21 protein-coding genes and 1 tRNA gene are annotated in these 26,754 nt (G+C 72.5%); 9 read left to right on the top strand and 13 right to left on the bottom strand.

Going from position 1 to position 26,754, the window contains the following annotated elements:
- Positions 1 to 106: 106 nt before the first annotated feature.
- Positions 107 to 2,500 (bottom strand): M4 family metallopeptidase, encoded by a 2,394-nt coding sequence (locus AB0B83_RS14570; protein WP_357578601.1) that lies wholly within the window; start codon positions 2,498 to 2,500, stop codon positions 107 to 109.
- Between the two features lie 166 nt (positions 2,501 to 2,666).
- Between AB0B83_RS14570 and AB0B83_RS14575 the strand changes: the two genes are divergently transcribed.
- The gene (locus tag AB0B83_RS14575; RefSeq protein ID WP_357578602.1) at positions 2,667 to 3,197 is read left to right on the top strand and encodes a hypothetical protein; all 531 of its coding nucleotides are present in this window, start codon (positions 2,667 to 2,669) and stop codon (positions 3,195 to 3,197) included.
- Here AB0B83_RS14575 and AB0B83_RS14580 read toward each other — a convergent pair.
- Positions 3,116 to 4,210, bottom strand: a complete 1,095-nt coding sequence (locus tag AB0B83_RS14580) for a winged helix-turn-helix domain-containing protein (RefSeq protein ID WP_357578603.1) — start codon at positions 4,208 to 4,210, stop codon at positions 3,116 to 3,118. The two genes, AB0B83_RS14575 and AB0B83_RS14580, sit on opposite strands and share 82 nt — an antisense overlap.
- 76 nt (positions 4,211 to 4,286) lie before the next feature.
- Between AB0B83_RS14580 and AB0B83_RS14585 the strand changes: the two genes are divergently transcribed.
- Entirely contained in the window at positions 4,287 to 5,222 is a 936-nt protein-coding gene (locus AB0B83_RS14585) for a superoxide dismutase (RefSeq protein ID WP_357578604.1), read from the top strand.
- 137 nt (positions 5,223 to 5,359) lie between these two features.
- On the opposite strand, the gene AB0B83_RS14590 is transcribed toward AB0B83_RS14585, so the two are convergent.
- From AB0B83_RS14590 to AB0B83_RS14600, 3 genes are read right to left on the bottom strand one after another with little or no spacing between them, the layout of a single operon-like run.
- Positions 5,360 to 5,779, bottom strand: a complete 420-nt coding sequence (locus AB0B83_RS14590; RefSeq protein ID WP_121401524.1) for a VOC family protein — start codon at positions 5,777 to 5,779, stop codon at positions 5,360 to 5,362.
- A gap of 55 nt (positions 5,780 to 5,834) precedes the next feature.
- Positions 5,835 to 6,236: an AraC family transcriptional regulator gene (locus AB0B83_RS14595; RefSeq protein ID WP_357578605.1), complete on the bottom strand. Its 402-nt coding sequence runs from the start codon at positions 6,234 to 6,236 to the stop codon at positions 5,835 to 5,837.
- Between the two features lie 23 nt (positions 6,237 to 6,259).
- The gene (locus tag AB0B83_RS14600; protein ID WP_311411707.1) at positions 6,260 to 6,976 is read right to left on the bottom strand and encodes a hypothetical protein; all 717 of its coding nucleotides are present in this window, start codon (positions 6,974 to 6,976) and stop codon (positions 6,260 to 6,262) included.
- A gap of 148 nt (positions 6,977 to 7,124) precedes the next feature.
- Here AB0B83_RS14600 and AB0B83_RS14605 point away from each other — a divergent pair, with 148 nt between their 5' ends.
- Complete coding sequence (locus AB0B83_RS14605) at positions 7,125 to 7,490, top strand: hypothetical protein (protein ID WP_357578606.1); 366 nt, start codon at positions 7,125 to 7,127, stop codon at positions 7,488 to 7,490.
- Positions 7,491 to 7,553: 63 nt separating this feature from the next.
- Here the strand turns inward: AB0B83_RS14605 and AB0B83_RS14610 are convergent.
- A tRNA-Thr gene (locus AB0B83_RS14610) sits at positions 7,554 to 7,630 on the bottom strand.
- Positions 7,631 to 7,961: 331 nt separating this feature from the next.
- On the opposite strand from AB0B83_RS14610, the gene ugpC reads away from it, so the two are divergent.
- Positions 7,962 to 9,053: a sn-glycerol-3-phosphate ABC transporter ATP-binding protein UgpC gene (gene ugpC, locus AB0B83_RS14615; protein WP_357578607.1), complete on the top strand. Its 1,092-nt coding sequence runs from the start codon at positions 7,962 to 7,964 to the stop codon at positions 9,051 to 9,053.
- A 125-nt stretch (positions 9,054 to 9,178) separates the two neighbouring features.
- Here the strand turns inward: ugpC and rlmB are convergent, their stop codons facing one another.
- Together rlmB and cysS are read right to left on the bottom strand one after the other, a co-directional pair.
- Positions 9,179 to 10,312: a 23S rRNA (guanosine(2251)-2'-O)-methyltransferase RlmB gene (gene rlmB, locus AB0B83_RS14620; protein ID WP_151455305.1), complete on the bottom strand. Its 1,134-nt coding sequence runs from the start codon at positions 10,310 to 10,312 to the stop codon at positions 9,179 to 9,181.
- Positions 10,312 to 11,727: a cysteine--tRNA ligase gene (cysS, locus tag AB0B83_RS14625; protein ID WP_357578608.1), complete on the bottom strand. Its 1,416-nt coding sequence runs from the start codon at positions 11,725 to 11,727 to the stop codon at positions 10,312 to 10,314. The genes rlmB and cysS overlap by 1 nt, the downstream gene beginning before the upstream one ends.
- A gap of 63 nt (positions 11,728 to 11,790) precedes the next feature.
- On the opposite strand from cysS, the gene AB0B83_RS14630 reads away from it, so the two are divergent.
- The gene (locus AB0B83_RS14630) at positions 11,791 to 12,438 is read left to right on the top strand and encodes a helix-turn-helix domain-containing protein (RefSeq protein WP_357578609.1); all 648 of its coding nucleotides are present in this window, start codon (positions 11,791 to 11,793) and stop codon (positions 12,436 to 12,438) included.
- 217 nt (positions 12,439 to 12,655) lie between these two features.
- The gene (locus AB0B83_RS14635) at positions 12,656 to 13,768 is read left to right on the top strand and encodes a hypothetical protein (RefSeq protein WP_357578610.1); all 1,113 of its coding nucleotides are present in this window, start codon (positions 12,656 to 12,658) and stop codon (positions 13,766 to 13,768) included.
- A gap of 98 nt (positions 13,769 to 13,866) precedes the next feature.
- On the opposite strand, the gene AB0B83_RS14640 is transcribed toward AB0B83_RS14635, so the two are convergent.
- Positions 13,867 to 15,555: a S8 family serine peptidase gene (locus AB0B83_RS14640; RefSeq protein WP_357578611.1), complete on the bottom strand. Its 1,689-nt coding sequence runs from the start codon at positions 15,553 to 15,555 to the stop codon at positions 13,867 to 13,869.
- Positions 15,556 to 15,689: 134 nt separating this feature from the next.
- A complete protein-coding gene (locus AB0B83_RS14645) occupies positions 15,690 to 16,652 on the bottom strand; it encodes an EamA family transporter (RefSeq protein WP_357578612.1) in 963 nt (320 codons plus the stop codon).
- A gap of 75 nt (positions 16,653 to 16,727) precedes the next feature.
- Between AB0B83_RS14645 and AB0B83_RS14650 the strand changes: the two genes are divergently transcribed.
- Positions 16,728 to 17,273, top strand: a complete 546-nt coding sequence (locus tag AB0B83_RS14650; protein ID WP_357578613.1) for a CGNR zinc finger domain-containing protein — start codon at positions 16,728 to 16,730, stop codon at positions 17,271 to 17,273.
- 264 nt (positions 17,274 to 17,537) lie between these two features.
- On the opposite strand, the gene AB0B83_RS14655 is transcribed toward AB0B83_RS14650, so the two are convergent.
- Positions 17,538 to 18,947, bottom strand: a complete 1,410-nt coding sequence (locus AB0B83_RS14655) for a class II fumarate hydratase (protein ID WP_357578614.1) — start codon at positions 18,945 to 18,947, stop codon at positions 17,538 to 17,540.
- A 111-nt stretch (positions 18,948 to 19,058) separates the two neighbouring features.
- On the opposite strand from AB0B83_RS14655, the gene AB0B83_RS14660 reads away from it, so the two are divergent.
- Both AB0B83_RS14660 and AB0B83_RS14665 read left to right on the top strand, forming a co-directional pair.
- Complete coding sequence (locus tag AB0B83_RS14660; protein ID WP_357578615.1) at positions 19,059 to 21,497, top strand: hypothetical protein; 2,439 nt, start codon at positions 19,059 to 19,061, stop codon at positions 21,495 to 21,497.
- Positions 21,498 to 21,689: 192 nt separating this feature from the next.
- Positions 21,690 to 23,507: a DNRLRE domain-containing protein gene (locus AB0B83_RS14665; protein WP_357578616.1), complete on the top strand. Its 1,818-nt coding sequence runs from the start codon at positions 21,690 to 21,692 to the stop codon at positions 23,505 to 23,507.
- Positions 23,508 to 23,567: 60 nt separating this feature from the next.
- Here AB0B83_RS14665 and AB0B83_RS14670 read toward each other — a convergent pair whose 3' ends face one another.
- Entirely contained in the window at positions 23,568 to 25,235 is a 1,668-nt protein-coding gene (locus tag AB0B83_RS14670) for a fumarate hydratase (RefSeq protein ID WP_151455297.1), read from the bottom strand.
- Positions 25,236 to 25,302: 67 nt separating this feature from the next.
- Positions 25,303 to 26,727 carry a PQQ-binding-like beta-propeller repeat protein gene (locus AB0B83_RS14675; protein WP_357578617.1) on the bottom strand — a complete coding sequence of 475 codons (1,425 nt, stop codon included), beginning with the start codon at positions 26,725 to 26,727 and terminating at the stop codon, positions 25,303 to 25,305.
- Between the last annotated feature and the right edge of the window lie 27 nt (positions 26,728 to 26,754).

Raw genomic sequence — 26,754 nt, forward strand, 5'->3', positions numbered from 1 at the left:
GACCCGCAGGCCGGGCCGGGAGGCGAGCCGCCGCAGGTTGCCCACGTGGGCCAGCCTCGGACCACCCTGGCGGGGTGGTCGCCGGGCCGGCGACGGTACGGCTACGTCAGGAGACGTTCAGCGCGGTGTCGTCCACGACGAAGGACGTCTGGAGCGACGAGTCCTCGACGCCGGTGAACTTCAGGGTGACGGTCTGCCCCTTGTACGTGGCCAGCGAGAACGACTTCTGGCTGTAGCCGGCGGCCTTGTTCAGGTTCGAGTACGTGGCGAGGGTCGCCAGCACCGTCCCGGAGGAGTTGAGCACCTGCACCCGCAGCGTGTCGTACGCGGTGCTGCTGGTGGTCTCCGCCGAGTCGATGTGCAGCCAGAAGCTGAAGTTGTACGACGTGCACCCGGCCGGCAGGCTCACCGACTGGGCGAGCGTGTCGGTGCGGGTGGTCCCGTACCCGTTCAGCCAGGCGCTCCACGTGCCGGTGCGGGCCGGCTGCGAGGTGCCGTGCTGGCCGATCACGCCGGAGGTCTGCGTCCAGCCGGTGGCCCCGGACTCGAAGCCCGCGTTGGCGAGCTTCTGACCCGGGCTGGTGCAGCCGCCGCCGGTGCCGTTGACCGTCAGCGTGTAGGTGGCGCTGCGGGTGACCGAGCCGGCGCCGTTCACGGTGACCGTGTAGGTGCCGGGCGCCGTGGCGGCCGTGGTGGCGATGGTGAGGGTCGACGAGCCGCCCGAGGTCACCGAGGCCGGGCTGAACGAGGCGGTCGCCCCGCTCGGCAGGCCGGCGGCCGACAGCGTCACGGTCTGCGCCGAGCCGCTGGTGGTGGCCGTGGCCACGGTGGTGGAGACCGAGCCGCCCGGGTTCACCGCGCCGGAGGTCGGCGAGAGCGAGACCGAGAAGTCGTTGCCGGTCGAGCACGGCGCGTCGTTGCCGGCCACGTTCACCGCGGTCCAGGCCGCCTGGACGGTCTTGTACTCGGTGGAGCAGCTGCCGTACAGGTCGGTCGCGGCGCGCAGGCTGTACGCCCGGGCGGTGTTGGCCGGGTTGCTGGTGTTGACGTACGAGGTGTTGGAGGTGAAGTACGCGTCCAGCGCCCGCCACCAGATCTTCTCGGCCTTGACGCGGCCGATGCCGGTCACCGCCGGGGCGGAGCCGCAGATCGGCGAGGTGCCGTACGGGGTGGCCCCGGTGCCCTCGGCGAGGTTGAAGAAGAAGTGGTTGGCCACGCCGGACGAGTAGTGCACGTCCTTGGTCCGGGTGGAGGTGGACCAGCAGCTGTCGCCCTTGCCATCCAGGGCCGGGTTGTACATGTAGCGCAGAGGGGTGCCATTGCCGTTGATGTCGATCTTCTCGCCGACCTGGTAGTCGCCCGGGTCGGCGGGGCTGTTGGCGTAGAACTCGACCATGTTGCCGAAGATGTCGCTGGTGGCCTCGTTGAGGCCGCCGGACTCGCCGGAGTAGGTCAGGCCGCCGGGGACGACGTTCTCGGTCACGCCGTGGCTCATCTCGTGGGCGGCCACGTCGATGGAGACCAGCGGCCGGGAGTTGCCGCTGCCGTCGCCGTACGTCATCCGGGAGCCGTCCCAGAAGGCGTTGACGTAGTTGTTGCCGTAGTGCACCCGGCTGGGCACGCCCCGGCCGTCACCGAAGATGCCGTTGCGCCCGTGCACGTTCTTGAAGTAGTCGTACGTCTTGGCGGCGCCGTAGTGCGCGTCCACGGCGGCGGACTGCCGGTTGGAGGTGGCGCCGGTGCCCCAGGTGTTGTCGGCGTCGGTGAACGTGGTGCACGTCGACGTGCCGTTGTTCATGTCGCACGTGGAGCCGTTGCCGCGCAGCGGGTCGATCATCTGGTACGTGCTGCCGGAGAGCGTGGTGTCCACGGTGACGGTGCCCGAGTAGACGCTGTTGCCCGTGCCGGCGACGGCCTCGATCTCGTCGTACGAGCCGACGACCTTGCCCGTGGTGGCGTCGGTGACGACGTGGAACCGCGACGGCGTCTGCCCGTCCGGGTGCCAGCCGGTGACGACGGTCTCCCAGGCGAGCCGGCCCTTGCCGGAGCTGGCGTCGACGAAGAGTTCCGGGGTGCCCACGGCGGTGAGCGTGCCGGAGAACTCGGCGCGGGCGGCCTTCTTCGCCGCCGCGGCGGGGACCTTCGCCGTGGTGGGCAGGGTCAGCGGGGCGTCCAGACCGACCGAGGAGCCGGCGTAGCCGCCGGTCGGGGTCGTGTGGATGACGAAGTCACCGCCGTACACCCGCAGGCCCTGGTAGGTCCGGGTGTAGCGGGTGTGTGCGGCGCCGTTGGCGTCGACCTTGGTGCTGTGCACCTGGTAGGCCTCGGCGCCGGTGCCCTGCACGGCGCCGGGGTTGGTCCGCAGGACGCTCGCCGCGGCGGCGGCGGGGCCGCCCGGGGCGGGGGCGGCAGCAGGTGCCGCGAGCGTCGGGGTACCGACGCCGGTCAGCAGACCGCCGGCTAGCAGGGCCGCACCGACGGCGGCAAGGGGTCTCTTCACGTGCCCTCCTGGACAGGAACGCGTGACGGGGGTAGTCACGCATGTAGATACAACGATGTTTTAGCCAAAAAGAGAAGGGTTGATCGGATTTCCGCTTGAGACATTGGCCGTTCGGTGGAATCGACGCTGGTGGGAACCGGATCGCCATCCCGAGCGTCCGACGAACATGAGATCAGCTTCGATGGCCGGCGCCGGGATCGCGCTCGCGGCGACCCTCCTGGCCGGCTGCGCGCCGACCGGACCGGCGGACCAGGACGCCCCGCCCGGTCCGGCGCGAACGCCGGCCACACCGACGGCCGCCGCGCCGTCCCCGCAGCCGACGACCGCGCCGCGCTCTCCCGGGCCGGCGGCCACGACGGCCCGGATCATGCTGACCCGGTCGGGCGGGTTCGCCGGACGCGGCGACACCGTGACGGTGGAGCACGACGGCCGGTGGACGGTCGTCGACCGCGCCGGATCCCCACGCACCGGCCGGCTCTCCAGCGCGGATCTCGACCGGCTGCGCCGGCTCGTCGTCGACCCCGGGCTCGCCGCGGAGGCGGGCCACCCGTCGGCGCCCACCGCCTGCCAGGACGCCTTCAGCTACCGGCTGACCGTCGGGGCGGTCGAGACCGGTTACGTCGACTGCCCGGCCGACGCCGCCCCACCGGGGACGACCCGGGCGGTGGTGGAACTCCTGCTCACCGCCATCGGCTGAGCGCCGCCCGGGCAGACCGGGCCGGTGGACGACGCCGGGTTGACGGTCGCGACGGCCCGCAGCAGGCGCTGCCCCAGCGGGGTCAGCGAGTGCCGCACGGCGGAGCCGGTCCGATGAGTCGTGATCAGCCCGGCCGACCGCAGGACCGCGGTGTGCTGGCTGACCGAGGCCGCGGAGACGCCGACGTCGCGGGCGACCTGGGTGGTGCTCCGTCCGTCAGCCACCGCGCCCAGCACGGCCGCGCGGGTACGACCGAGCAGGTCGGCCAGCGGTGCGCCGGTGGTGAGCTCACGACGTGTCCGCTCGACGGGGTAGGCAAGGACCATCGGGCCCGCCGGGTCGTCGAGGACGCACGGCTGCGGAAGGAAGTACGACGGCACGAGCGTGACGCCCCGACCGCTCGGCTCGACGTCCAGCCGGGTGCCGAACGCGCACTCGTAGGACAGCCGGTAGGCCCCGCCCGACGACGACCAGTGCAGGTACGGGCTGAGGTTACGCAGCACCCGGTCGATCCCGGCATCGACCATGGTGTGCCCACGGGCGGCCCGGTCGGCGTGCACGGCCGCGTCGATCTCCGCACGGTACGGGGCGACCGCGACGGCGTGGAACGCCGCAACCGCCGTACGCAGCCGCTGCCGCGCGGCGGGAGCACCGGCGGCCAGCTCACCGACCCGGGACGGCAGGTCGCCGGCGGCGACCCGGGGCCCGAGTTCGGCGCTCAGCGTCGCGGCGGGAGTGGCGGCCAACCGGTCGAGGGCGGTGGCGACGTCCGGGTCGGCGCCGATCGGGGTCAGGAAGTCCGGCAACCACCACGGCAGGCGGCACAGATCGAGGTACGGCCGCATGACCGGGCGCAGAGCCGCCCGGGTCCGGGCCCGCCACCCTTCGAGGTGCCCGGGGACGGTCGGCAGGAACATCCGCTGCCCCGCCGCAGCCAGTTCCAGCGAAACCGACGGGCGGGAGCGGACCACCGTGCGACTGAGGTCCGCCGCGTTCAGGTGCAGGGTCAGCACGCCGCCGACGGTAGCCGCCTTTCAGGCCCGTGTGAAAGGCGTGGAGACACGGTCGGGGGTAGCCGACGCTTCCCTCATGAGAAAACTGATCGCCGTCGCCGTCGCGGCCGTACTCGCGTCGACCGCCGCCCCGCCGTCACCCGTCACGGCCACCACGGCCTGTCCCGACACGTACGTCGTCTCGCGGGACGCGGGCGTGCTGCCGGAGGGCATCGCGGTCACCTCCGCCGGCACCATGTACGTGACCAGCGTCGGCACCGGAGCCGTCTACCGGGGGCACACCCGGTCGGCCGAGTTGGCGCCCTTCCTGCCGGCGGGGGCCGACGGGCGGACCAGGGCGGCGGGTGTACAGGTCGACGGGCTGGGGCGGATCTTCGTGGCCGGTTGGGACACGGGGGCCCTGTTCGTCTACCGCCCGGACGGCTCGTTGGTGGCCAAGCGGGTGGCACCACTGGCCGGTGCCGCCCTCAACGACCTGGCCGTCACCGACAACGCGGTCTACGTCACCGACTCGGGCACGGGCACCCTGTGGCGAGCGACGACAGCCGGCCCCCGGATCGGCGAGCTGACTCCCTGGCTCACGCCCGCCGACTTTCCGGAGGCTCCCGGCTTCCTCAACGGCATCGTCGTCGACAACCGGGTCGCGCTCGTCGCCGACCAGGGCAGCGAGCGCCTGTACCGGGTGGATCTGTCCCGCAGGAGAGCGAGCGTGGTCGAGGTGGCCGGCGGGCGGATGGCCGCCGACGGCCTGCTACTGGAGGGGGACCGCCTCTACGGGGTGGTCAACTTCCCGGACGGCGCGGGCGGCGTGGCCTTCGCGGTCGACCTGGCGATGTTGGACGACGACCGTCGCACCGCCCGGGTGGTGCGACGGTCGGCCCCCGCGTCGTTGGACCGGTCACCGACGACGATCGCCCGGGACGGCTCCCGGCTGCTCTGGGTCCACAGCCAGCTCAACAATCCGTCGCCAGCCCCACCGTTCACCGTCACCGTGGTCCCCGGCCTCCGCTGACCGGCGGCGCCGCCGTCGCCCGGGCCGCACGGGCGCCGTGGTCGGTCTCGGCCCGTCGGCCCGCTCGACGGCCATGAGGCCCGTCAGCAGCCGGCGTACGGGGGCGGACCTCCGGTCACGACCGCCCGCCGCGCGGCTCAGCCCCTGGGGAACATCTGGCCGATGCGGATCTTGTTGCCGAACGGGTCGCGGATGCCGAAGTCGATCCCGTACGGGCGCTCCATCGGCTCGTCGGTGATCTCGACGCCCTTGGCCACGAGGTCCTCGTACGTCTTGTGCGCGTCGTCGGTGGTCATGAAGAGGTAACCGCCCAGCGCCCCTTTGGTGAGCAGCTCACGGACCTGCTCGGCGGTCGCCGGGTCCAGCGCCGGCGGGCCCGGCTTCTCCAGCAGGATCTCGCGCTCCGGGTCGCCGGGCAGGTTCACCGTCAACCAGCGCATGAAGCCGAGGTCCTGGTCGGTGTTGACCTCCAGGCCGAGCTTGCCCACATAGAAGTCGAGGGCCTCGTCCTGGTCGAGCACGTAGATCTGGGAGCGGCTGATCGCGTTCATCGTCATGTCGGGAACGCTACGGGGCTCCCCTGACCTGCTGCTTATCCAAAACTGAGGTCTCTCATCCGAAGCTGCTGGGCCGGGTCCAGGCCTTCGTGAAGCACACCGGCACGGCGGCGGTCGGCGCCTTGCGCCGGCGGTACTCCGACGGCGACTCCCCGACGATCTGCCGGAACGTGCGGCTGAACGTGCCCAGGCTGGCGAAGCCGACCGCGTAGCAGACGTCAGTGACGTCCCGGTCGGTGTGCAGCAGCAGGTACATGGCCCGCTCCACCCGCCGCCGCTGGAGGTAGCGGTGCGGGGTCTCGCCGAAGGTCGCCCGGAAGGTGCGGATGAAGTGCGCCTCGGAGACGTACGCGATCCGGGCCAGGGCGGGGATGTCGAGCGGCTGGTCGTACGCGCGGTCCATCGCGTCCCGGGCGCGCAGCATGGCCCGGTTCGACTCCTCCGTCGCCCTGCTCACGCCGCCCAGCATAGGTGCGCCGGTTACCGGCCCGCCGCATCCTGCCGGTCGGCGACCTCCCGCGCTCGCAGCGAGTCGATCACCCGTGTCGCCTTGGACGGGAGTCGCGCGGTGGAGCGGATCAAGAGCCGATGCCGATCGCCCACGCTGTCCTCAGCCAGGATCTCGACGTCCAGGTGGCCGATGGCAGCCAGGGCACGATAGGAGAATTCGCCGATCTTGAGGCCGTCGACCCCCCGCTGCTGCGGAACGACCGGGGTGCGCCCGATCCACGTCAACTCGGCGTCCGCTTCTTCGATGCCACGACGCCGGAGTCGAGCGTCCAGATCGGGAAACCTGATCCACTCCGACGCGCCCGTCCGCTCCTCCCCGTGAAAGGCGATCCGGTAGAGGATCTGCGTCACCGTCGCGTGACCTGGCCCCGCGTTGAAGAAATAGAGGATCCAACGCCCGCCGTCGCCCTCCTTCTGCATCCAGCCGTAACCGAAGTGGGGCCGGACCGTCTTGGCGAACTGCGCACGGGCGAGCATGAGCCCGCCGAACACGGCGAGCAGGTTCGCAGTGGTGGGAAGGTCCAGGACGGAAAGTCGCCACGGCAGTTCGCCCACGGGCACCTTCACGTTCGCCCGCACGGCTTCCCAGAGGAAGTTGCCCGCCAGAATCGACACGAGCGCGGCGGGGAGCGCCGTGAACATCTTGGATCGCCGCACCTGGTGCCAGTGCCTGTCGTGTTCCGTCACGCCCTGACGCCAGCGCTGAACCCGCTTCGCACCAAGAGACTCCACCAGATCGGCTCCTGACCATCCTCGGACGACAGGCGTATCGACCATCCTCGGAGGGAGAGCGTATCGACCCGAGGCAACCGGCTGCGTAGTCGTCCGCTGCACGATGAGTTCGTCGATCGGCCGCCACTGCTACTTCCTCTACTGCGACGGCTGCCCGATGCGGGTGGATGTCAGTTACTACGACAGCACGGCCATGGCCATCGCGGACGCGCTCCCTGCCCGGGACGAGACCTACCCCACGCTGATGGCGGCATTCGAGGCGCGGCTACGGCGATGCGACTGCGGCGGGCGGTTCCGGGACTCGGCTCCTCGGCGCTGCCACCGATGCGCCACCATCCTCGCGACCATCAGCGCGCCTTCCGGTGTCGATGTCTGGCCAGGCTGGTGGACGGATGAGGCGAACACGGACTCCCTGGAAGAGGAGTTCACCGCCCGGTACTTCCGGGCGGAGTGCCTCTGGAAGCACTGACGCCGGGCGGTCGGGCGGTCGGCCGCGTGCGACAGCGCCCGGCGAAGGATGCCTGATGAAATTTGGAGCCCCCGGCCGGGATCGAACCGGCGACATCTCGCTTACAAGGCGAGTGCTCTGGCCAGCTGAGCTACAGGGGCGTGTGGTGCCGACGCCAGCATAGCGACTGACGTCCGGATTTCCGCCGCGGCAGGCCTCCCGACCACCGGAAACGTCTCCGCCCCCCTGCGGCGGACCGACATTGACGGTCGATTGATGTCCGCCCGTGCCCGAGTGACCGGAATGTCTATGCGGTCCGTCCCATCCCGTGCGCCCCGCCTTGGCAGGTGGCGGAAAGCCGTTTACGGTGCAGTGACACGGACGACATCTCGGTCACCGAGAGGCTGCCCGTGGGCCGGCGCGTCCCGTGCCGGCCGCTCCTTCACTCGGATCGTCCGGCACGTTCCTGCCGGTGAAAGGAAGCACCCCACCATGGCTACGGTCACCTACTCCAAGGCGTCCCGGATCTACCCGGGCACGGAGCGTCCCGCCGTCAACCAGCTCGACCTGGAGATCGGCGACGGCGAGTTCCTCGTCCTGGTCGGCCCCTCCGGTTGCGGCAAGTCCACCAGCCTGCGCATGCTCGCCGGCCTGGAGGACGTCGACCAGGGCTCGATCCACATCGACGACCGGGACGTCACCCACCTGCCGCCGAAGGCCCGCGACATCGCGATGGTCTTCCAGAACTACGCCCTCTACCCGCACATGACGGTGTACGAGAACATGGCGTTCGCGCTCAAGCTGCGCAAGACCTCGAAGGCCGAGATCGACCGGCGGGTCAAGGAGGCGGCGGCGCTGCTCCAGCTGGAGGAGTACCTGGGCCGCAAGCCGAAGGCCCTCTCCGGCGGTCAGCGCCAGCGGGTGGCCATGGGCCGGGCGATCGTCCGCGAGCCGCAGGTCTTCCTCATGGACGAGCCGCTGTCGAACCTCGACGCGAAGCTGCGTGTGCAGACCCGTACCCAGATCGCGTCGCTCCAGGCGAAGCTGGGCGTCACCACCGTCTACGTCACCCACGACCAGGTCGAGGCCATGACCATGGGTCACCGGGTGGCGGTCATGCTCGACGGCGAGCTCCAGCAGGTGGACACCCCGCGGGCGCTCTACGACACCCCGGCCAACGTCTTCGTCGCCGGCTTCATGGGATCCCCCGCCATGAACATCAAGACCGTGCCGCTGAACGAGCGGGGCGCCGCCTTCGCCGACCTGCAGATCCCGCTCACCCGTGAGCAGGTCGAGGCGGCCCGCGCCGACGGCGGCGACAACAAGGTGACCGTCGGCTTCCGCCCCGAGGACTGCGACCTGGTCAGCCCGACCGAGGGCGGCATGCCCGTCGTCGTCGAGCTGGTCGAGGACCTCGGCTCGGACGCCAACATCTACGGCCACGCCGCGCTCGAGGGCAGCAACGAGCGCTTCGTGGTCCGTACCGACCGGCGCACCATGCCGAACATGGGCGACACCGTGTTCGTCAAGCCGCGCGAGGGCCGCAGCCACGTCTTCAACGCGGGCACCGGCAACCGCATCTGACGTACGACGAGATGGGGGTGCCCGCCGACCGGCGGGCGCCCCCATCGTCGTCTCCGGCTGAAGGCCCCCGGACAGACGAAGGGCGGCCCGCCATCGGCGGACCGCCCCTTCTCCGTGTCTGCGGATCAGCCCTCGGCGGCCCGGCGGCGCGCCACCTCGGCGAGGGTGACGGCCGCGGCGACGCTGGCGTTGAGCGACTCGACGTCGGAGACCATCGGGATGCTTACCGTCAGGTCGCAGGTCTCGCCGACCAGGCGGGAGAGCCCCCGGCCCTCGGAGCCGACGACCACGACCAGCGGGCCGACGGCGGCCTCCAGGTCGTAGAGGTCGGTCTCGCCGTCGGCGTCCAGGCCCACCACCAGGAAGCCGGCGTCCTGACAGGCCTTCAGCGACCGGGTCAGGTTGGTCACCTGGGCGACCGGCACCCGCGCCGCCGCGCCGGCGCTGGTCCGCCAGGCGGTCGCGGTGATCCCGGCAGCCCGCCGCTCCGGTACGAAGACACCCTGCGCGCCGAAGGCGGCGGCGGACCGGATCACCGCGCCGAGGTTGCGCGGGTCGGTCACCCCGTCCAGCGCCACCAGCAGCGGGGCGGTCTGCTCCAGCGCCGCCGCGACGAGGTCCTCGAAGGGCTCGTACGCGAACGCCGGCACCTGGAGCCCGATGCCCTGGTGCAGCACGCCGCCGGTCATCCGGTCCAGCTCGGCCCGGCTGACCTCCAGGATCGCGATGCCCCGGTCGGCGGCCGTCCGGACGATCTCGTTGATCCGGTCGTCGGCGTCGATGCCCTGCGCGGTGTAGAGCGCGGTCGCCGGCACCTGGGCGCGCAGCGACTCCAGCACCGGGTTGCGCCCGACCAGCAGCTCCGGCGTGTCCTTGGACGGGTTGGACTTGCGGCCCGGCGCGACCCGGGGGCCGCCACGACCGGTGGGCCTGGCGCCCCGACCGCCCGTACCGCGCCCGCCGCCGGTCGGCACGCCCCGGCCACCGCCCTTGCCCCAGGTGGTGTCCTTGCTGCCCGGCTGGCCGATCTTGGGGGCGCGCCCCTCCTCGGCCGCCGCCCGGCGCTCCTTGTCCTGCTTCCAGGCGGTGCGCTGGGGCAGCTTCTCGGTGCCCGAGTAGGCCTTGTGCCAGGGCCGCTCGTCGGCGGGCAGGGTCTTGCCCCGCCCGGCGAGGGAGTCCTTGTTCTTGCCACCGGAGCCCTTCGGGGCTCCCGCCTTCGGCGTCAGACGCCGGCCACGGCGCTGCGAGTTGCCGGCCATCAGTCCTGCTCTCCAATAGTCCAACGGGGGCCCTGGGGGGTGTCCTCGACCACCACGCCGGCCTGCTTGAGCTGGTCGCGTACGGCGTCCGCGGCGGCCCAGTCCTTGCGACCGCGGGCCTGTGCGCGCTGCTCCAGGGCCAGCGCGACCAGCGAGTCCACCACGCCGCGCAGGTCGTCCGTGCGGCCGCCACCGGTCCACGCCGGGTCGAGGGGGTCGACCCCGAGGATATCCAGCATGGCGCGCGCGGAGGCCAGCGCCGTGCGGACGGTCACATCGTCGCCGCCGGTCAGCGCGGTGTTGCCGTCGCGGACCACCTCGTGCAGGACGGCGAACGCGGCGGAGGTGTTCAGATCGTCGTCCATGGCCGCCGCGAACGCGCCCGGCAGCTCGCCGAGCTGGCCGGCGCCGACGCGCTCGACGGCCCGCTGCACGAAGCCCTCGATCCGGCGGTACGCGACGGCGGCCTCGCGCAGCGCGTCCTCCGAGTAGTCGATCCGGGACCGGTAGTGGGCGGCGGCGTAGTAGTAACGCAGCTCCACCGGGCGCACCCCGAGCGAGTCGACGTACGTCAGGTCGAGGGCGTTGCCGAGCGACTTGCCCATCTTGGCGCCGCCGATGCTGAGCAGCCCGTGGTGCACCCAGTAGCGGGCGAACGGCAGCCCGGCGGCCTGCGACTGGGCGATCTCGTTCTCGTGGTGGGGGAAGGTGAGGTCCAGTCCGCCGCCGTGGATGTCGAACTCGGCCCCGAGGTAGCGCCGGCACATCGCCGAGCACTCGATGTGCCAGCCCGGCCGGCCCCGCCCCCACGGCGACGGCCAGTAGGCGTCCGCCGGCTCGTCGGGCTTGGCGCCCTTCCACAGCGCGAAGTCGCGCGGGTCGCGCTTGCCCCGGTCGGGCGCGTCCCCCGCCGACTGCATCGCGTCCGGCGACTGCCCCGACAGGGAGCCGTAGGCCGGCCAGGAGCAGACGTCGAAGTAGACGTCGCCGGAGTCGTCGGTGGCCGGGTAGGCGTGCCCGTCGGCGATGAGCTTGGCGATCAGCTCGTGCATCTCCGGGATGTGCCCGGTGGCCCGCGGCTCATACGTCGGGGGCAGCACGTTGAGCGCCCGGTAGGACTCGGCCAGGACCAGCTCGTTGGCGTACGCGATCGACCAGAAGGGCTGACCCCGCTCCATGGCCTTGACCAGGATCTTGTCGTCGATGTCGGTCACGTTGCGGATGAAGGTGACCTCGTAGCCGGCGGCGAGCAGCCAGCGGCGCAGCACGTCGTAGTTGACGCCGGAGCGAAGGTGACCGATGTGCGGCGGGGCCTGGAGGGTGAGACCACACAGGTAGACCCCCACCTTGCCGGCTTCCCGCGGGACGAAGTCCCGCACCGATCGGGTGGCGGTGTCATACAGGCGTAGCGTCACCGTACAAGGGTAGCCGTCCCCGCATTCCTGGGTTGTCCGGAGCCGGGTCGTACGCTGCTGGGCGTGGATACGACGGCGCGGGGCGGGGAGACGGCGCAGACGCTGGACCGGGGGCTGCGACTGCTGCACCTGGTTGCCGACGCGCCGGGCGGGCTGACCGTCACCGAGGCGGCGAACCGGTTGGGCGTCGGCCGGGCGGCGGTGTACCGGCTGGTCGGCGCGCTCGCCGCGCACGGCATGCTGCGCCGCGACGGCGAGGGCCGGCTGCGCCTCGGCGCCGGGGTGCTGCACCTGGCCCGGCGGGCCCAGCCGCTGCTCGCCGAGGGGGCGCTGCCCGCGCTGCGCCGCCTCGCGGAGCAGGCCGGCGCGACCGCCCACCTGACGGTGGTCGAGGGCGGCGAGGGGGTCGCGCTCGTCGTGGTCGAGCCGAGCTGGACGTCGTTCCACGTCGCGTACCGGACGGGGGCGCGGCACCCGCTGGAGCGCGGGGCGGCCGGGCGGGCCATCCTCGCCGGCCGGGCGGGCGCCGCCGGCCCGGTGAGCACCGCCGGGGAGTTGCAATCCGGGGCGTACGGCGTGGCCGCCCCGGTGCTCGGCGTGCCGGGCCTGGAGGCGAGCGTCGGGGTGGTGGCGCTGGCCCCGCTGGACGCCGAGGTGGTCGGCGCGCAGGTCCTCACCGCCGCCACCGCCATCGCCACCGCCCTCTCCTGAGCCGTCACTCTGTCCTGAGCCGCCGCCCTGTCCTGAGCCGCCGCCCTGTTCGGAGCCACCGGCCCTTTCCGAACCGTCGCCCGTCCTCGGGCGCGGACGGGTGCTCTACCACATCCGCGCCCCGCCGTGCCGGTTGTCCACAGTCGGCATTGACCGGGGTGGCCCCGGTTGTCCACAGGGCTGTCGGGCGGGGCCGGACGGCGGGCACGCTGCCCACATGCCACCTCCACCGCACCGTCCCGGCGTACTGGCCTGGCAGGTCTTCCGCGGCTCAGACGCGATCCGACAGGCACTGGTCACCGAGCACCAGCTGCGCAGTTCGGCCTGGCTGCGCCTGCGCCACGACGTCTACGCCGACGCCCGGCTGGACCGGGACCACGCCCTCGCCTGCCGGGCCGCCGCCCTGCGGCTGCCGCCCGAGGCGGTCGTCGCCGGCCCTTCGGCGGCCTACCTGCACGGCGTCGAGCACGCCGCCTCCTTCGCCGACGACGTGCACGTCCTCGTCCCCAGGGCGATGCGCCTCGGCCCGCAGCGGGGCCTGCGCGTGCACTCCACGGGCCCGGCCACGTCGCCGTCGTACGCGTCCGCCCGGTCCCGAGGGACGGGCTGCGGTCCGGGCACGGCGGTCGGCCAGCCCGCTGGAAGCCTGGGCGCCGCGGTCCGCCAGCCCGCCGTCCGCCGGGACGTCCCGGTCAGCCCGGGCGCTGGAAGCCTGGGCACGGCTGTCCGTCAGCACGCGGGCGGCAGCCGGCGCACCGCGGTCCGCCCGTCCCCGGGCGGCCTGCGGGTGGCGGACCTGCGGACCGCCGGCGTGCCGGTCGCCACGGACCCGACCTCGGCGGCGTGGGAGACGGCGGTCTGGTTGGAACCGCTCCGTGCGGTCGGCATCGTCGACTCGCTGCTCCGGCAGGGATCGACCAGCCGCGAGGCACTCGCCGACGTCGCCGACCGCAACGCCGACCGGCCCGGCGGCCGCCGGGCGCGCTGGGTGTTCGGGTTGGCGGATCCGGGCGCCCGGTCGCCGGCCGAGTCCGAGCTGCGGGTGCGGCTGGTGCTGTCCGGGCTGCCGCGCCCCACCGCCCGGCACCCCGTCCGGGTCGCCTCCGGGCTGGTGCTGCACGCCGACCTGGCGTGGCCGGCGTACCGCGTCGCCGTCGCTCAGGACGGGCAGCACGCCGAGGCCGGCGGCGGGCACCTCGACCGGATCGCCACGCTGGTCGGTGCCGGCTGGCTCGTGCTGCCCGTGACCGGCAGGCGACTGCGCCAGGACTTTCCCGGTGTCCTGCGCGAGGTTCGCGCCGCGCTCGGGGCCCGGGGCTGGCGCCAGTGACCGGGGCGCTCCCGCCACCGTCCGGCGGGTCGGCCGCCCACCGCCGGACATGCGAGGGGCCCGGCCGAACGAGTCGGCCGGGCCCCTGCCGTCCACCCCTACGGGCGGGCGTTGGGCTTGAGCGGGGTCTTCACCGCCGCGTACGCGTCGACGATGCCGTAACCGTAGAAGCCGTTGAAGTTCAGCCCTCCGGCGCAGTAGGCGTCGAACTCGGCGTCCCGGCCCTCGTTGGCGTACGACTGCAGGCGCGGCTCCGGGCAGGCGTGCTCGGCCGCCGTCCGGTAGAGGTGCTGCTCCACCAGCTTCGGCGCCATGCCGAAGCCGCCGTGCCGCTCCTTCTTGCCGTGCTTGCTGACGATCAGCGCGGCGACGCCGGAGGCGTGCGGGGCCGCCATGGAGGTGCCCTGAAGGTAGGTGTAGTACCCGCACTCACCGTTGGCCTTGCACTCCTTGAAGACCGTCTCCTCGAACCCGGCGACGATGTTGCCGTCCGCGTCGACCGAGCCCTCCTCCTGGAGCACCTTCTTCGGGTACGTCGAGAGGATCATGTTGGCGTCGGTGCGGAAGGTGTCCGTGCCGAAGCCGTCACGGAACCAGCCGCCGGGGGCCGCCACGGCGGTCTGCTCGGTGCCGTAGTTCGAGAAGTCCGACTTCTTGCCCGACGGCCCGACCGCCGACACGCTGATCACGTTGGGGCCCTCGGTGGGCAGGTCCCAGCAGCTGTCGTTGTCGATCTCGCGGGGGTAGGGCGCGGTGTCGCCGTAGTCCGGGCTCGACACGTCGGTACGCGGGGCGCCCAGGTCCTCGTGGTTGTTGCCCAGCGCGCCGACCAGCGTGACGCCCCGGTCGTGGGCGAAGTTCAGCGCCCGCTTCATGGCCTTGATGGTGGCCCGCTGCTCGGCCTGGTCCTCCGGGGAGTCGGCCGGGTTGGCGGTGCAGTTGTAGAGCCAGGGGTCGACGTAGAAGGACATGTTGACCACATCCAGGCCGACCTTGCCGGCGTGCAGCAGGCTGTTGACCACCGGCTCCAGGAAGAAGTAGCCGGAGTCCTGGCCGCCCTTGAGCTCGACCAGGGAGATGTTCGGGGCGACGCCGGAGAGGCCGAAGCCGTTGGCGGCGGCGCCGATCGTGCCGGCCACGTGGGTGCCGTGCCCGCCGTCGTCGGTGCCGACCGGGTCGAGGCAGCTCGCCACCTCGCACGGGCCGTCGACGTCCACCATGTCCGGGGCGAAGTTGCGGGACAGCGCCCAGTTGAAGTTCGGCGCGATGTCGGGGTTGCTGGCGTCGACGCCGGTGTCCAGCACGCCGACGGTGACCCGGCGGTCGCCCGGCTCGACCTTGCGGGCCTGGTCCGCCCGGATCATCTCCAGGCCCCAGAGCTTGTCGTCCAGCGGATCCATCTTCTTGCCACGCTTGGCGCCCGCGCCCTTGGCCGCGGCGGCGGCCAGCAGGTGCTCCTGCTCGACCCGGTCCAGCTTGGGCTTGCGGCCGATGGCCTTCTGCTCGGTGGCGCCGATCAGCGCGGTCGCGGCGGTGGCCTTCGCCGCGAAGTCGGCCCGGTCGCTGGTCACCCGGAACATGCCGACGTCGTCGGAGCGGGAGACCACCGTGCCGCCGGCCGACCGGATGGCGGCGATCGCGGCGTCCGCCGAGACGCCGTCCTCGGCGACGACGGTGAAGGTACGGGCACTGCTCGGCTCGGCGCTGGCCGGCACGCTCATGCCGGTCACCGCAAGTGCCAGTGCCGTCGCGGACGCGACGGCACCGGCGGTGAAGCGCTTGCTCACCACATCGGATCCTCTCGTTGAGGGACGTGGCAGCCATCAGACAACACCGCGGCACTTTCCGCCACAGCAAGGTCGGGCTGTGGCGCGAATCTGTCTTTCATCCGTGGTGGGCGCCGTCGGACGGCCCGTTCGAGTCACGGCAGGGCGGGCTCGGCGACCTGCGGCCGCGGGTCGTCGGCACGGGGAGCGCGCAGCTCGTCGACGCGTACCAGGGCGACACCGGCGACGATCAGAGCGCCGCCGAGCAGTTGCACCACGGTGGGCAGTTCGCCCAGCACCAGCCAGGCGATCAGCACGGCGAACATCACCTCGGTCAGCCCGACGAACGACGACAGCCGGGCGCCGAGGATCCGGGTGCCGGCGATCCCGGCGAGGTACGCGACGACGGCGGCGACCAGCGACAGGCCGATCACCGGCACCAGCCAACTGGTGCGCTGCCCGGCGAAGGTGACCTCGCCGAGGGACACCCGCAGCGGCAGCGCGCCGACGGCGCCGAGCAGCAGCAGGACGGCGGCCCCGACGGCCATGCCGCCGCTGGCCATGGCCACTGAGGGCAGCTCCTCGTCGACCCGTCCGGCGAGCACGAAGTAGCCGGCGAGGCCGACCGCCGCCCCCAGCCCCCAGAGCACGCCCACCGGGTCGAGCCCGCCGGCGCCGGTCAGGTCCAGGACGAAGAACAGGCCGGCGAGGGCCGCCACCGAGCCGACGACGGTCAGCCGGCGGGGACGCTGCCGGTGGACCAGCCACATCCAGCCCACCACGAGCACGATCCCGAGGTACTCCAGCAGCAGCGCGACGCCGACCGGCAGGTAGCGGACCGCGTTGAAGAAGCAGACCTGTGCCGTGGCGACCCCGAGCAGCCCGAACACGCCGATCGCGGCGAGGTTGCGGCGCAGCACGCCCCATTTGCCGCGCAGGGACAGCACGGCCGGGACCGCCACGACCAGCGCGGCGACGCCGACCCGGGCGGCCACGGCGGCTTCGGCCGACCAGCCGGCGTCGATGAGGGACCGGGCGAACGTGCCGGACGTGGCGAAGGTGACGGCGGAGAGCAGGGCGAGGCCGAGACCGAGCCCGGCGGCGGGTGGTTGACGCATCGATCCACTCCCACTGTCATGAGTAAACTGCCACTATGCTCATGACGCTAGGCGGGCGCCACGACAGGAGTCAAGTTGCTCTTCACCCATGACACGGAATGCTCCCTGACTGCCGTGGCCGCGCTGGTCAACACCGACGGCCGCGCCGGTGAGGGCCTGCCCGACGTCGCCGCCCTGGACGCCTTCTTCGTCGCCCACACCTACAGCGGGCGGCACGAGCACAGCGAGGACGAACTGCGGGCGGTACGCGACCTCCGACCCCGGCTGCGCCGCGTCTGGTACGCCGACACCGAGGGGATCGTCGCCATCGTCAACGGGCTGCTGCGCGAGAACGACGCGCTGCCCCAGCTCATCACGCATGACGACGAGCCGTACCACATCCACGCCGTGCCGCGTGACGCGCCGCTGGCGACCCGGATGGCAGTCGAGGCCGCGATGGCGCTGGCGGATCTCGTACGCACCGGCGAGCTGCGCCGGCTGCGGATCTGCGACCACCCGGACTGCGAGAACGTGCTGGTCGACCTGTCGAAGAACCGGTCCCGACGGTTCTGCGACGCGGGCTGCGGCAACCGCGCCGCCGTCACCGCCTACCGTGCCCGCAAGACCGCCAGCCGGAACTGAGCCGACCACGCGCACCGCCGGCACTGCGCCCCCCGGCGCCCACCGGAAGTGTTTCCATGCCTGTCGAGCTGCCCCATCTGTGCGACCGGGCGGACCTGGCGCCACTGGCCGGTGCGGACACCGGCCGTCGCGCGTCACCAAGGCGCAAGACGGACAACTGGTCCCATGCACAAGGCAGCTCGACAGTGATGCGACGCCCAGCCTCAGGCCGAGCCGAGCCGAGCCAGGCCAGGCCAGGCCGAGCCAGGTCCAGCCGGGCCAGGTTCAGGGGTGGGTCATCCGGAGCAGGTCGAGTGCCTCGTCGAGCTGGGTCTCGCTCAGCTTGCCTGAGTCGACGTGCCCCCGGGAGACGACCACCTCGCGGATCGAGACCTGCTTGGCCAGCGCCTCCTTGGCGATGGAGGCGGCCTCGTCGTACCCGAGGTAACGGTTGAGCGGGGTGACGATCGACGGCGAGCCCTCCGCGTACGCCAGGCAGACCTCGGCGTCCGCGACCAGGCCGACCACCAGTCGGTCGGCGAAGAGCCGGCTCGACGCGGCGAGCAGGCGGACCGACTCCAGCAGGTTGCGGCCCATCACGGGGAGCATGACGTTCAGCTCGAAGTCGCCCTGGGAGCCGGCGAACCCGACGGCGGCGTCGTTGCCGATCACCTGGGCGCAGACCTGCCGCACCGCCTCGGCGACCACCGGGTTGACCTTGCCCGGCATGATCGACGAGCCGGGCTGGAGGTCGGGGATGCGCAGCTCGCGCAGGCCGGCGCGGGGGCCGGAGCCCATCCAGCGGATGTCGTTGGCGATCTTGTAGAGACCGACGGCGACCGTACGCAGCTGCCCGGAGGTCTCCACCAGCGCGTCCCGGGCGCCCTGCGCCTCGAAGTGGTTGCGCGCCTCGGTCAGCGGCAGCCCGGTCGAGCCACGCAGCTTCTCGATGACCTTCGCGGCGAAGCCGAGCGGGGTGTTGATGCCGGTGCCCACCGCCGTGCCGCCCAGCGGCAGCTCGGCCAGCCGGGGCAGCGCCCCCTCCAGCCGCTCGATGCCGTAGCGGACCTGGGCGGCGTACCCGCCGAACTCCTGTCCGAGGGTGACCGGGGTGGCGTCCATCAGGTGCGTACGCCCGGCCTTCACCACGGTCTCGAACTCCGCCGCCTTGCCCTCTAGCGCCTCCGCCAGGTGGGCCAGCGCGGGCAGCAGGTCCCGCGCGACCGCCTCGGTGGCGGCCAGGTGGATCGAGGACGGGAAGACGTCGTTGCTGGACTGCGAGGCGTTCACGTCGTCGTTCGGGTGCACGTCCCGGCCCAGCTCCCGGCTGGCCAGCGTGGCGATGACCTCGTTGGTGTTCATGTTCGACGACGTGCCGGAACCGGTCTGGAACACGTCGATCGGGAACTGGTCGTCGTAGCCGCCCTCGGCCACGTGCGCGGCGGCGGCGGCGATGGCTGCGGCCACGTTCGCGTCGATCACGCCCAACTCGCCGTTGACCTCGGCCGCCGCCCCCTTGATCTGGGCCAGCGCCCGGATCTGGGTCGGCTCGATGCCCCGGCCGGAGATCGGGAAGTTCTGCACCGCGCGCTGGGTCTGCGCCCGCCACAGCGCCTCGGCGGGCACCTCCACCTCGCCCATCGAGTCGCGTTCGATCCGGTAACCCGTCGCCTCTGGAGTCGTCACGCGTACCATCCTGCCGCCTCGACGAGGGACTCGCAGATGATCGCCCAGTCCAGCCCGGCCGAAAGTCTGGCGCCCGGCGTCGACTCATCGATTTAAACTCACGAAAATTTTGCCTCTTCGATGGAGGACTCCGACTTGCACGACAACGGGGGTACCACCGGCGTGCCCGCCGCACGCCAACGGCGCGTTGCGCGCCGACTCCTGGCCACCGGCCTCGCCACCCTGCTCGCCGCCACCGGCGCGTTGGCCGTCACCGCACAGCCCGCCTCGGCCGGCTCCACCTTCCTCCGGCCCACCAGCGTCGCCGTCACGGACGCCGAGCGCCCCACCGGTACGTTCCCCTCCACCGACGGCACCGTGCCGGTCGGCACGTGGAAGGACCCGGACGGCGACCGGCACACGTCCCGGGCGTACTTCACCTTCGACCTGACCCGGTACCACGGGCAGCGCATCATCAGCGCCCGCGCCATCACCGGCGAGCACTCGGTCAACAACTGCGACAAGCCACGACAGCTGGAACTGTGGCGGACCGACACCCCCGCCACCCCGCCGACGTGGAAGGACGCGCCCACCGCCCGGGCGAAGATCGCCGATCTGAGCCTGCCGGAGGCGCCCTGCCCCTGGAGCTACCTCTCCAGGCTGATCACCGAGACCGTCGCCACGGCGGTCACCGGACAGCAGGAAACCCTGACCCTCATGATCCGGGTCGGCGACGCGGAGGAGTCCCTCCACTACGGGCGGCGGATCACCAACCTCGGCCTTGCGCTGGAGCACAACGCCAATCCGGACGCGCCCGGCAAGCTGAGCGTCGGCGGCGTCGCCTGCACGGAGGCCACCTTCGTCGGCACCACCACGCCCGAGCTCCAGGCCGAGCTGACCGACCCGGACGTCAACGAGACCGGCGGCGGCGACCAGGTGACGGCGACCTTCGCCTGGTGGCCGGTGGACCGGCCCACCGAGCGGACCGAGTTCACGTGGCCGAGCTCGATGCACGCGCCCGCCCGGTTCCGGTACGTCGTACCGCAGGGGCAACTGGTCGACGGCGGACATTACGCCTTCGCCGTCCGCGCGGCCGACCAGTACGGGGACACCTCGGCCTGGTCGCCGGAGTGCCGGTTCACGGTCGACACCCGCAAGCCGGCGGAGCCGACGGTCGTCTCGACGGACTTCCCGCGCTACCCGGAACAGTCCGTCAGCGGGCCGAACGTCCCCGGTCGGTTCACCCTGGGCGCCAACGGCTCCGACGATGTCGTCCGCTACCAGTACTGGGGTTACGACGGATCCGGGCAGGTCGCCGCCGACGGGCTCGGCGGCGCCACCTTCACCTACATCCCGAAGCGCCCCGGTCCGCACCGGATCGAGGTGTACAGCGTGGACCGCACCGGCAACCGGTCCACCACGGTCAGCTACGAGTTCTGGGTCCGGGACACCGCGCCCCGGATCACCGACGGCAACCCCGAGGGTCGGCTGGGCCAGCCACGGGAGATCACCTTCTCGCCGATGATGGCGGGCGTCACCGAGTACGTGTGGTGGTTCAACGGCGAGGAGCACACCGTCGCGGCCGACGCCGACGGCGTCGCCACGGTGACGGTGACCCCCACCGAGATCCAGAACACGCTGCGGGTGCGCAGCCGCACCAGCGGCGGCGTGCCCTCCGGCGACGCGGAATACAACCTGTACGTCCGGACGTCGCCGTTCGTCACCTCCCCGAACTGGCCGGACAACGGGTGGCCCGGTACGCCGGCGGGCACCGAGGGGACCTTCGTGTTCCGGCCGGCGATGGACGACGTCGTCGAGTACGTCTACAGCTTCGACGGCGGCGACCCGCAGACCGTGGCGGCCGGCCCGGACGGCAGCGCGACGATCACCTACACCCCGCGCGACGTGTCGAATCAGACCCTCGAGGTGTTCAGCCGGACCGGAGCCGGGGTGCAGTCGGAATCCACCTACTACGCGTTCCACGCGGCCTCCGTCGCCCCCGGGGTGGATTCGCAGGTGTACCCGCGGAACCTGACCGGTGGCGGGCCCGGGGTCCCGGGCACGTTCACCTTCACGCCGCACGCCGGCACGAGCGGGGTCACCTCGTACGTCTACCGGTTCGCGGACGAGCCGGAGCGGACGGTCGAGGCCGGCGCCGACGGCACCGCCACCGTGGAGTGGACGCCACGGAGCGTCGACAGCGGGTTCGGTGGCTGGGTCCAGCTCCAGGTGCGGGCCAGGACGGCCGGCGGGATCGTCACGGACGCCCAGTACTACTCGTTCCGGGTCGACCCGAAGAGCCCGCTGGTCACCTCGGACGTGTTCGGCCCCCAGGGCGGGGCGGTGGTCGGCCAGACCGGCGAGTTCGTGTTCACCAGCCAACTGGCCGGCAGCACCGAGTTCGTCTACTCCATCGACAGCGGCCCGGAACGCACCGTCGCGGTCGGCGCGGACGGCACGGCCAGGGTGACGTGGACGGCGGACTCGCCCTACAGCCACAACATCACCGTCCGGAGCCGGACGGTGACCGGGATGGTCTCCGGCGAGGCGTACTACGGCATCTGGATCGACTGGAGCTGACCACGGGAACGTCGAGGGGGCGTCGGGCGGCAGGCCCGGCGCCCCCTTCGCGTACGCGGCAGGGACCGGCCGGCGCACGGAGTCGGTCGAAAGTCGGGCGCCGGCACCGGGACCAGGCACTTAAGATCGTGGAAGTATTCGCACTCCATCGGAGGGTCTTCCACCTTGCACGGACAACGGGGTTCCACCGGCGTGCCCGCCGTACGCCGACGGCGCGCTCCGCGCCGGTTCCTCACCACGGGGCTCACCGCGCTGCTCGCCGCCACCGGGGCGGTCGTCGTCACCGCCCAGCCCGCCGCCGCCGCACCGATCCGCTGGGTCCTGCCGACGAGCGTGAGCTACACGGACGCGCGGCAGCAGGGCGCCGCCTTCACCACCACCGAGGCGGACGTCCCGGTCGGCACCCTGGTGACCGCCGGGGTCAAGCACACGACCAGGGCCTACCTCACGTTCGACCTGACGCCCTACCGGGGCAAGGAGATCATCGACGCCACGTTGCGCACCGGGGAGTCGGCGGTCGCGGACTGCGACCGGCCGCGCGAGCTGGAACTGTGGCGCACGGACTCGCCGGCGACCGCGCCGACCTGGGACGACGCGCCGACCGTACGGGAGAAGGTCGGCGACCTCGGTCCCACCGCGCCCTGCCCGGCCGCCCACCTCGAACTGCCGCTCACGCAGACCGTGCAGCAGGCGGTCGACGCCGGGCGGGACTCGCTCACGCTGATGATCCGGGTCCCCGGGGACCACGAGGAGAACAAGCACCACGGCCGGCGGCTGCGTACGCCGGGCATCTCGCTGACCGCGAACGCCGCCCCCGACGTGCCGGGTGCCCTCACCGTCGCCGGTCGGGCCTGCGGTGGCGACCAGGTGGTCGGCACCGCCACGCCGACCCTCTCGGCCGAGGTCACCGACCCGGACGCGGGACCGTCGAACGCCGAGCCGGTGACCGCCACCTTCGCCTGGTGGCTGGTGACCGATCCGACCAGGCGGACCGAGTCGACATCCCCGGCCAAGGCCGCCGGGTCGATCTTCCAGTACACGGTGCCCGCCGACGCGATGGTCGACGGCGGCAGCTACGCCTTCGCGGTCCGCGCGGCCGACCAGCACGCCAGCTCCGCCTGGTCGGCGGAGTGCCGGTTCACGGTCGACACCACCAGCCCCGCCCAGCCGACGGTCAGCTCCACCGACTACCCGGCCGACGACGGCTGGTACGGCGGCCCCGGCATCCCGGGCCAGTTCACCTTCTCGGCCGGCGGCGACACCGACACGGTGCGATTCCGCTACAGCATCTCCGGGCAGCCGGCGACCGACGTGGCGGCCGACGCCCCGGGCGGCTCGGCGACCGTCACCATCACGCCGGACCGGGACGGGCCGAGGACGCTCACCGTCGAGGCGATCGACCTCGCGGGCAACCGCTCCCCCGCCACGAGCTACGTGTTCCGGGTGCGCACCACCAGCCCGACGATCACCGACGCCAACCCGACGGCCGGGTACGGCCAGCCGCGCACCCTGACCTTCGCGCCCCGCATGGACGACGTCGTCGAGTACACGTACCGGCTCGACGACGGGCCGGAGCAGATCGTGGCGGCGGCCGCCGACGGCACGGCCACGGTCACGATCACGCCGGCGAAGCCGGGCTACACCACCGTGTACGTGCGCAGCCGGACGGCCGGTGACCTGCCGTCCGGCGAGGGCACCTACCGGTTCCACCTGGCGACCAAGCCCACGGTCAGCTCGGTCGAGTACCCGATCAACAAGTTCCAGGGGGCGGTCGCCGGCACGCCGGGGACGTTCGTCTTCCAGGCCGGCATGCCCGGGGTGACGGAGTTCGTCTACTCCCTCGACGGCCGCCCGGCCGAGACGGTCGCGGCGGGCGCCGACGGGTCGGCGTCGGTGGCTTACACCCCCATGACCGCCGGAATCCGCCGGGTCACCGTCTACACGCGGACCGGCGACGGGACCGTGTCGGAGACCTTCAGCGGCACGTTCTACGTCAGCCGGGCGAGCTGACGTAGGAAGACGACGAGGGGCGCCGGGCCACTGCCCGGCGCCCCTTCGCGTACGCGTGGATCAGCGGCGACCGACCGTCAGCACCGGCTTGGTGACCTCGGCGAAGAAGTCGTTGCCCTTGTCGTCGACCACGATGAAGGCCGGGAAGTCCTCGACCTCGATCTTCCAGACCGCCTCCATGCCCAGCTCCGCGTATTCCAGGACCTCGACGTGCTTGATGCAGTCCTGCGCGAGCCGGGCGGCCGGGCCGCCGATCGAGCCGAGGTAGAAGCCGCCGTGCTGCTGGCAGGAGCGGGTGACCTGGGCGGACCGGTTGCCCTTGGCGAGCATGACCTGCGAGCCGCCCGCGGCCTGGAACTTCTCCACGTACGCGTCCATCCGACCGGCGGTGGTCGGACCGAACGAGCCGGACGCGTAGCCCTCCGGGGTCTTGGCCGGGCCGGCGTAGTAGACCGCGTGGTCGCGCAGGTACTGCGGCATCGGCTCGCCGGCGTCCAGCCGCTCGGCGATCTTGGCGTGCGCGATGTCGCGGGCCACGACGAGCGGACCGGTCAGCGACAGCCGGGTCTTCACCGGGTACTTCGACAGCTCGGCGCGGATCTCGTCCATCGGCCGGTTGAGGTCGACGCGGACAACCTCGGACGCGTCGAGCGTCTCGTCGGTGACGTCGGGCAGGAAGCGCGCCGGGTCGGTCTCGAGCCGCTCCAGCCACACGCCCGACGGGGTGATCTTGGCGACCGCCTGCCGGTCGGCGGAGCAGGAGACGGCGATCGCCACCGGGCACGAGGCGCCGTGCCGGGGCAGCCGGACCACCCGCACGTCGTGGCAGAAGTAGCGCCCGCCGAACTGCGCGCCGATGCCGAAGTTGCGGGTCAGCTCCAGCACCTCCGCCTCCAGCTCCAGGTCCCGGAAGCCGTGCGCGGTCATCGAGCCGGAGGTGGGCAGCGCGTCGAGGTACTTGGCGCTGGCGTACTTGGCGGTCTTCAGCGCGTACTCGGCGGAGGTGCCGCCGATGACGATGGCGAGGTGGTACGGCGGGCAGGCGGCGGTGCCGATCAGCCGCAGCTTCTCCTCCAGGAACTGCATCATCCGCGTGGGGTTCAGCAGCGCCTTGGTCTCCTGGTAGAGGTACGACTTGTTGGCCGAGCCGCCGCCCTTGGCCATGAAGAGGAACTTGTACGCGTCGGGCTGCCCGTCCGGATCCTCCGCATAGAGCTCGACCTGGGCCGGCAGGTTGCTGCCGGTGTTGCGCTCCTCCCACATGGTCAGCGGGGCGAGCTGCGAGTAGCGCAGGTTGAGCCGGGTGTAGGCCTGGTAGACGCCGCGCGAGACGGCCTCGGCGTCGCTGCCGTCGGTGAGCACGTGCCGGCCGCGCTTGCCCATCACGATGGCGGTGCCGGTGTCCTGGCACATCGGCAGCACGCCGCCGGCCGCGATGTTGGCGTTGCGCAGCAGGTCGAGCGCGACGAACCGGTCGTTCGGCGAGGCCGCCGGATCGTCGATGATCGCCCGCAGCTGGGCCAGGTGCGCGGGGCGCAGGTAGTGCGCGATGTCGTGCATCGCCTCGGCGGTCAGCGCGGTGAGCGCGGTCGGCTCCACGGTGAGGAACCGGCGACCCCCTGGCCCGTTGACGACGTCGACGCCCTCGTCGGTGACCAGGCGGTATTCCGTCTGGTCAGGGCCGGTCGGCAGCAAGGGAGCGTACGAGAACGCGGCGGCACTGCTCATGAGCGGAAAGCCTAGGGCAGAAGGGTCGATCAGTCCCACCCGCCGGGTGGGTCCTGGGACGACGCTCTCACCCGGGGCAGAGCTCCCGCTTCGGGCCGCAGGTGTCCTCCGGCCCGGGTACGCCCGCCGTGCCGCCGGGACCGGGTACGCCGCCGTCGCGCGGCGGGACGGGGGCGCCCGGCACCCCGCCGAAGCGGACGTAGCCGATCTCCCGCCCCTCGCCGATGATCATGCCCCTCGGGCCGACCGCGAGGGCGTTCGCGGAGCTGCGCAGGCTCGCCAGTTCCCGCCCGGTACGCGGGTCCAGCGCCACCAGCCGGGACGGCTTCTCGTCGGCGATCACGGCCGCGTACGGGGTGAGCGCCGCGCCGGCCTTCGGCCCGGTCGGACGGGTCCACCGGACCCGCCCGGCGCCCAACTCCCGGCCGACCACCGCGCGCTTGTCGGCCGGCCGGACCAGGGCGTACCGGTCGTCGACCGCGAGCAGCTTCTCCCCGGCGGAGGTGACCAGCAGCAGCCGTCCGTCGTAGCCGTCGAGGACCGCCTCGCGGGCGTCCGGGGCCACCCCGATCAGCACGTTGCGCGCGCCGTGCGGGTCCTCCCGCTGCACGCAGCCGGCGTTGTCGGCGGTCCGCAGGTTGATCCCGGCCCGCTGCCACGTCTCCTGGCCGGTCGCCGCGTCCCGGCCGGAGATGGCGAAGTAGCAGGTGCCGTCCTGGGAGCGGGCGGTGATCCGCAGCAGCCGGCCGCCGACCACCGACAGCCGTTCGTCCCGGCCGGGCTCGACGTCCTGGAGCACCCGCCCGGTGGCGGTGTCGAGGACGTGCACCCGGCCGTCGATGGGGAAGCCGAGCAGCGGCGGTACGGGCTCCGGGCCGGCCACCCCGTCGTCGATGCGGACGGCGTCGAGCCGGCGGGTGTCGAGCAGCCCCGGATTGTCGCCGAGCAGCCCGCTGCGCACCCCGGGCACGAAGGCCGTCCAGAGCGGGGCGGTGCCGCGCGCGTCCCAGGCGCTGACCGTGCAGTCGGTGGCCTCGACGCAGCGGGCGTCGAGCAGCATGTTGCGGTACGTCCAGACGGCCACCGCGTCGCCGTTGCGCCGCCGGGTGGCGCCGGTCGTCGGGTCCAGCACCTCGTAGCCCTTGACCAGCAGCTTGCCCACGACGACGACGGAGTCCCGGTCGCCGCCGGCCACCGCGGCCCAGTCGGCCTTGCGCTCCCACAGCTGGGCGCCGGTGGCCAGGCTGCGCGCCTCCACGCGGGTGCGCTGCTCGACCACGACGGTCTCGCCGGCGATTGTCACGCTGCGCGGGGTGCCGCCGACGCGCTGCTGCCAGACCACGTCCGGCTCGGAGATGGGCTGGCTACGGTTCACCCAGTCCCACATCCCGGGGAACGGGTTCCACACTCCGGTCGCGGCGAGCGCGACGACGACGACGAGCGCGAGCAGCAGCCCGCCACGCCACCCCCCGAGGCCGCCCGCCTTCGCCACACGCACACGGTAGCGACGACCGCCGCG

The sequence above is a fragment of the Micromonospora sp. NPDC049060 genome (genome assembly GCF_040649055.1).
GTDB classification, from domain to species: Bacteria; Actinomycetota; Actinomycetes; order Mycobacteriales; family Micromonosporaceae; genus Micromonospora; species Micromonospora reichwaldensis.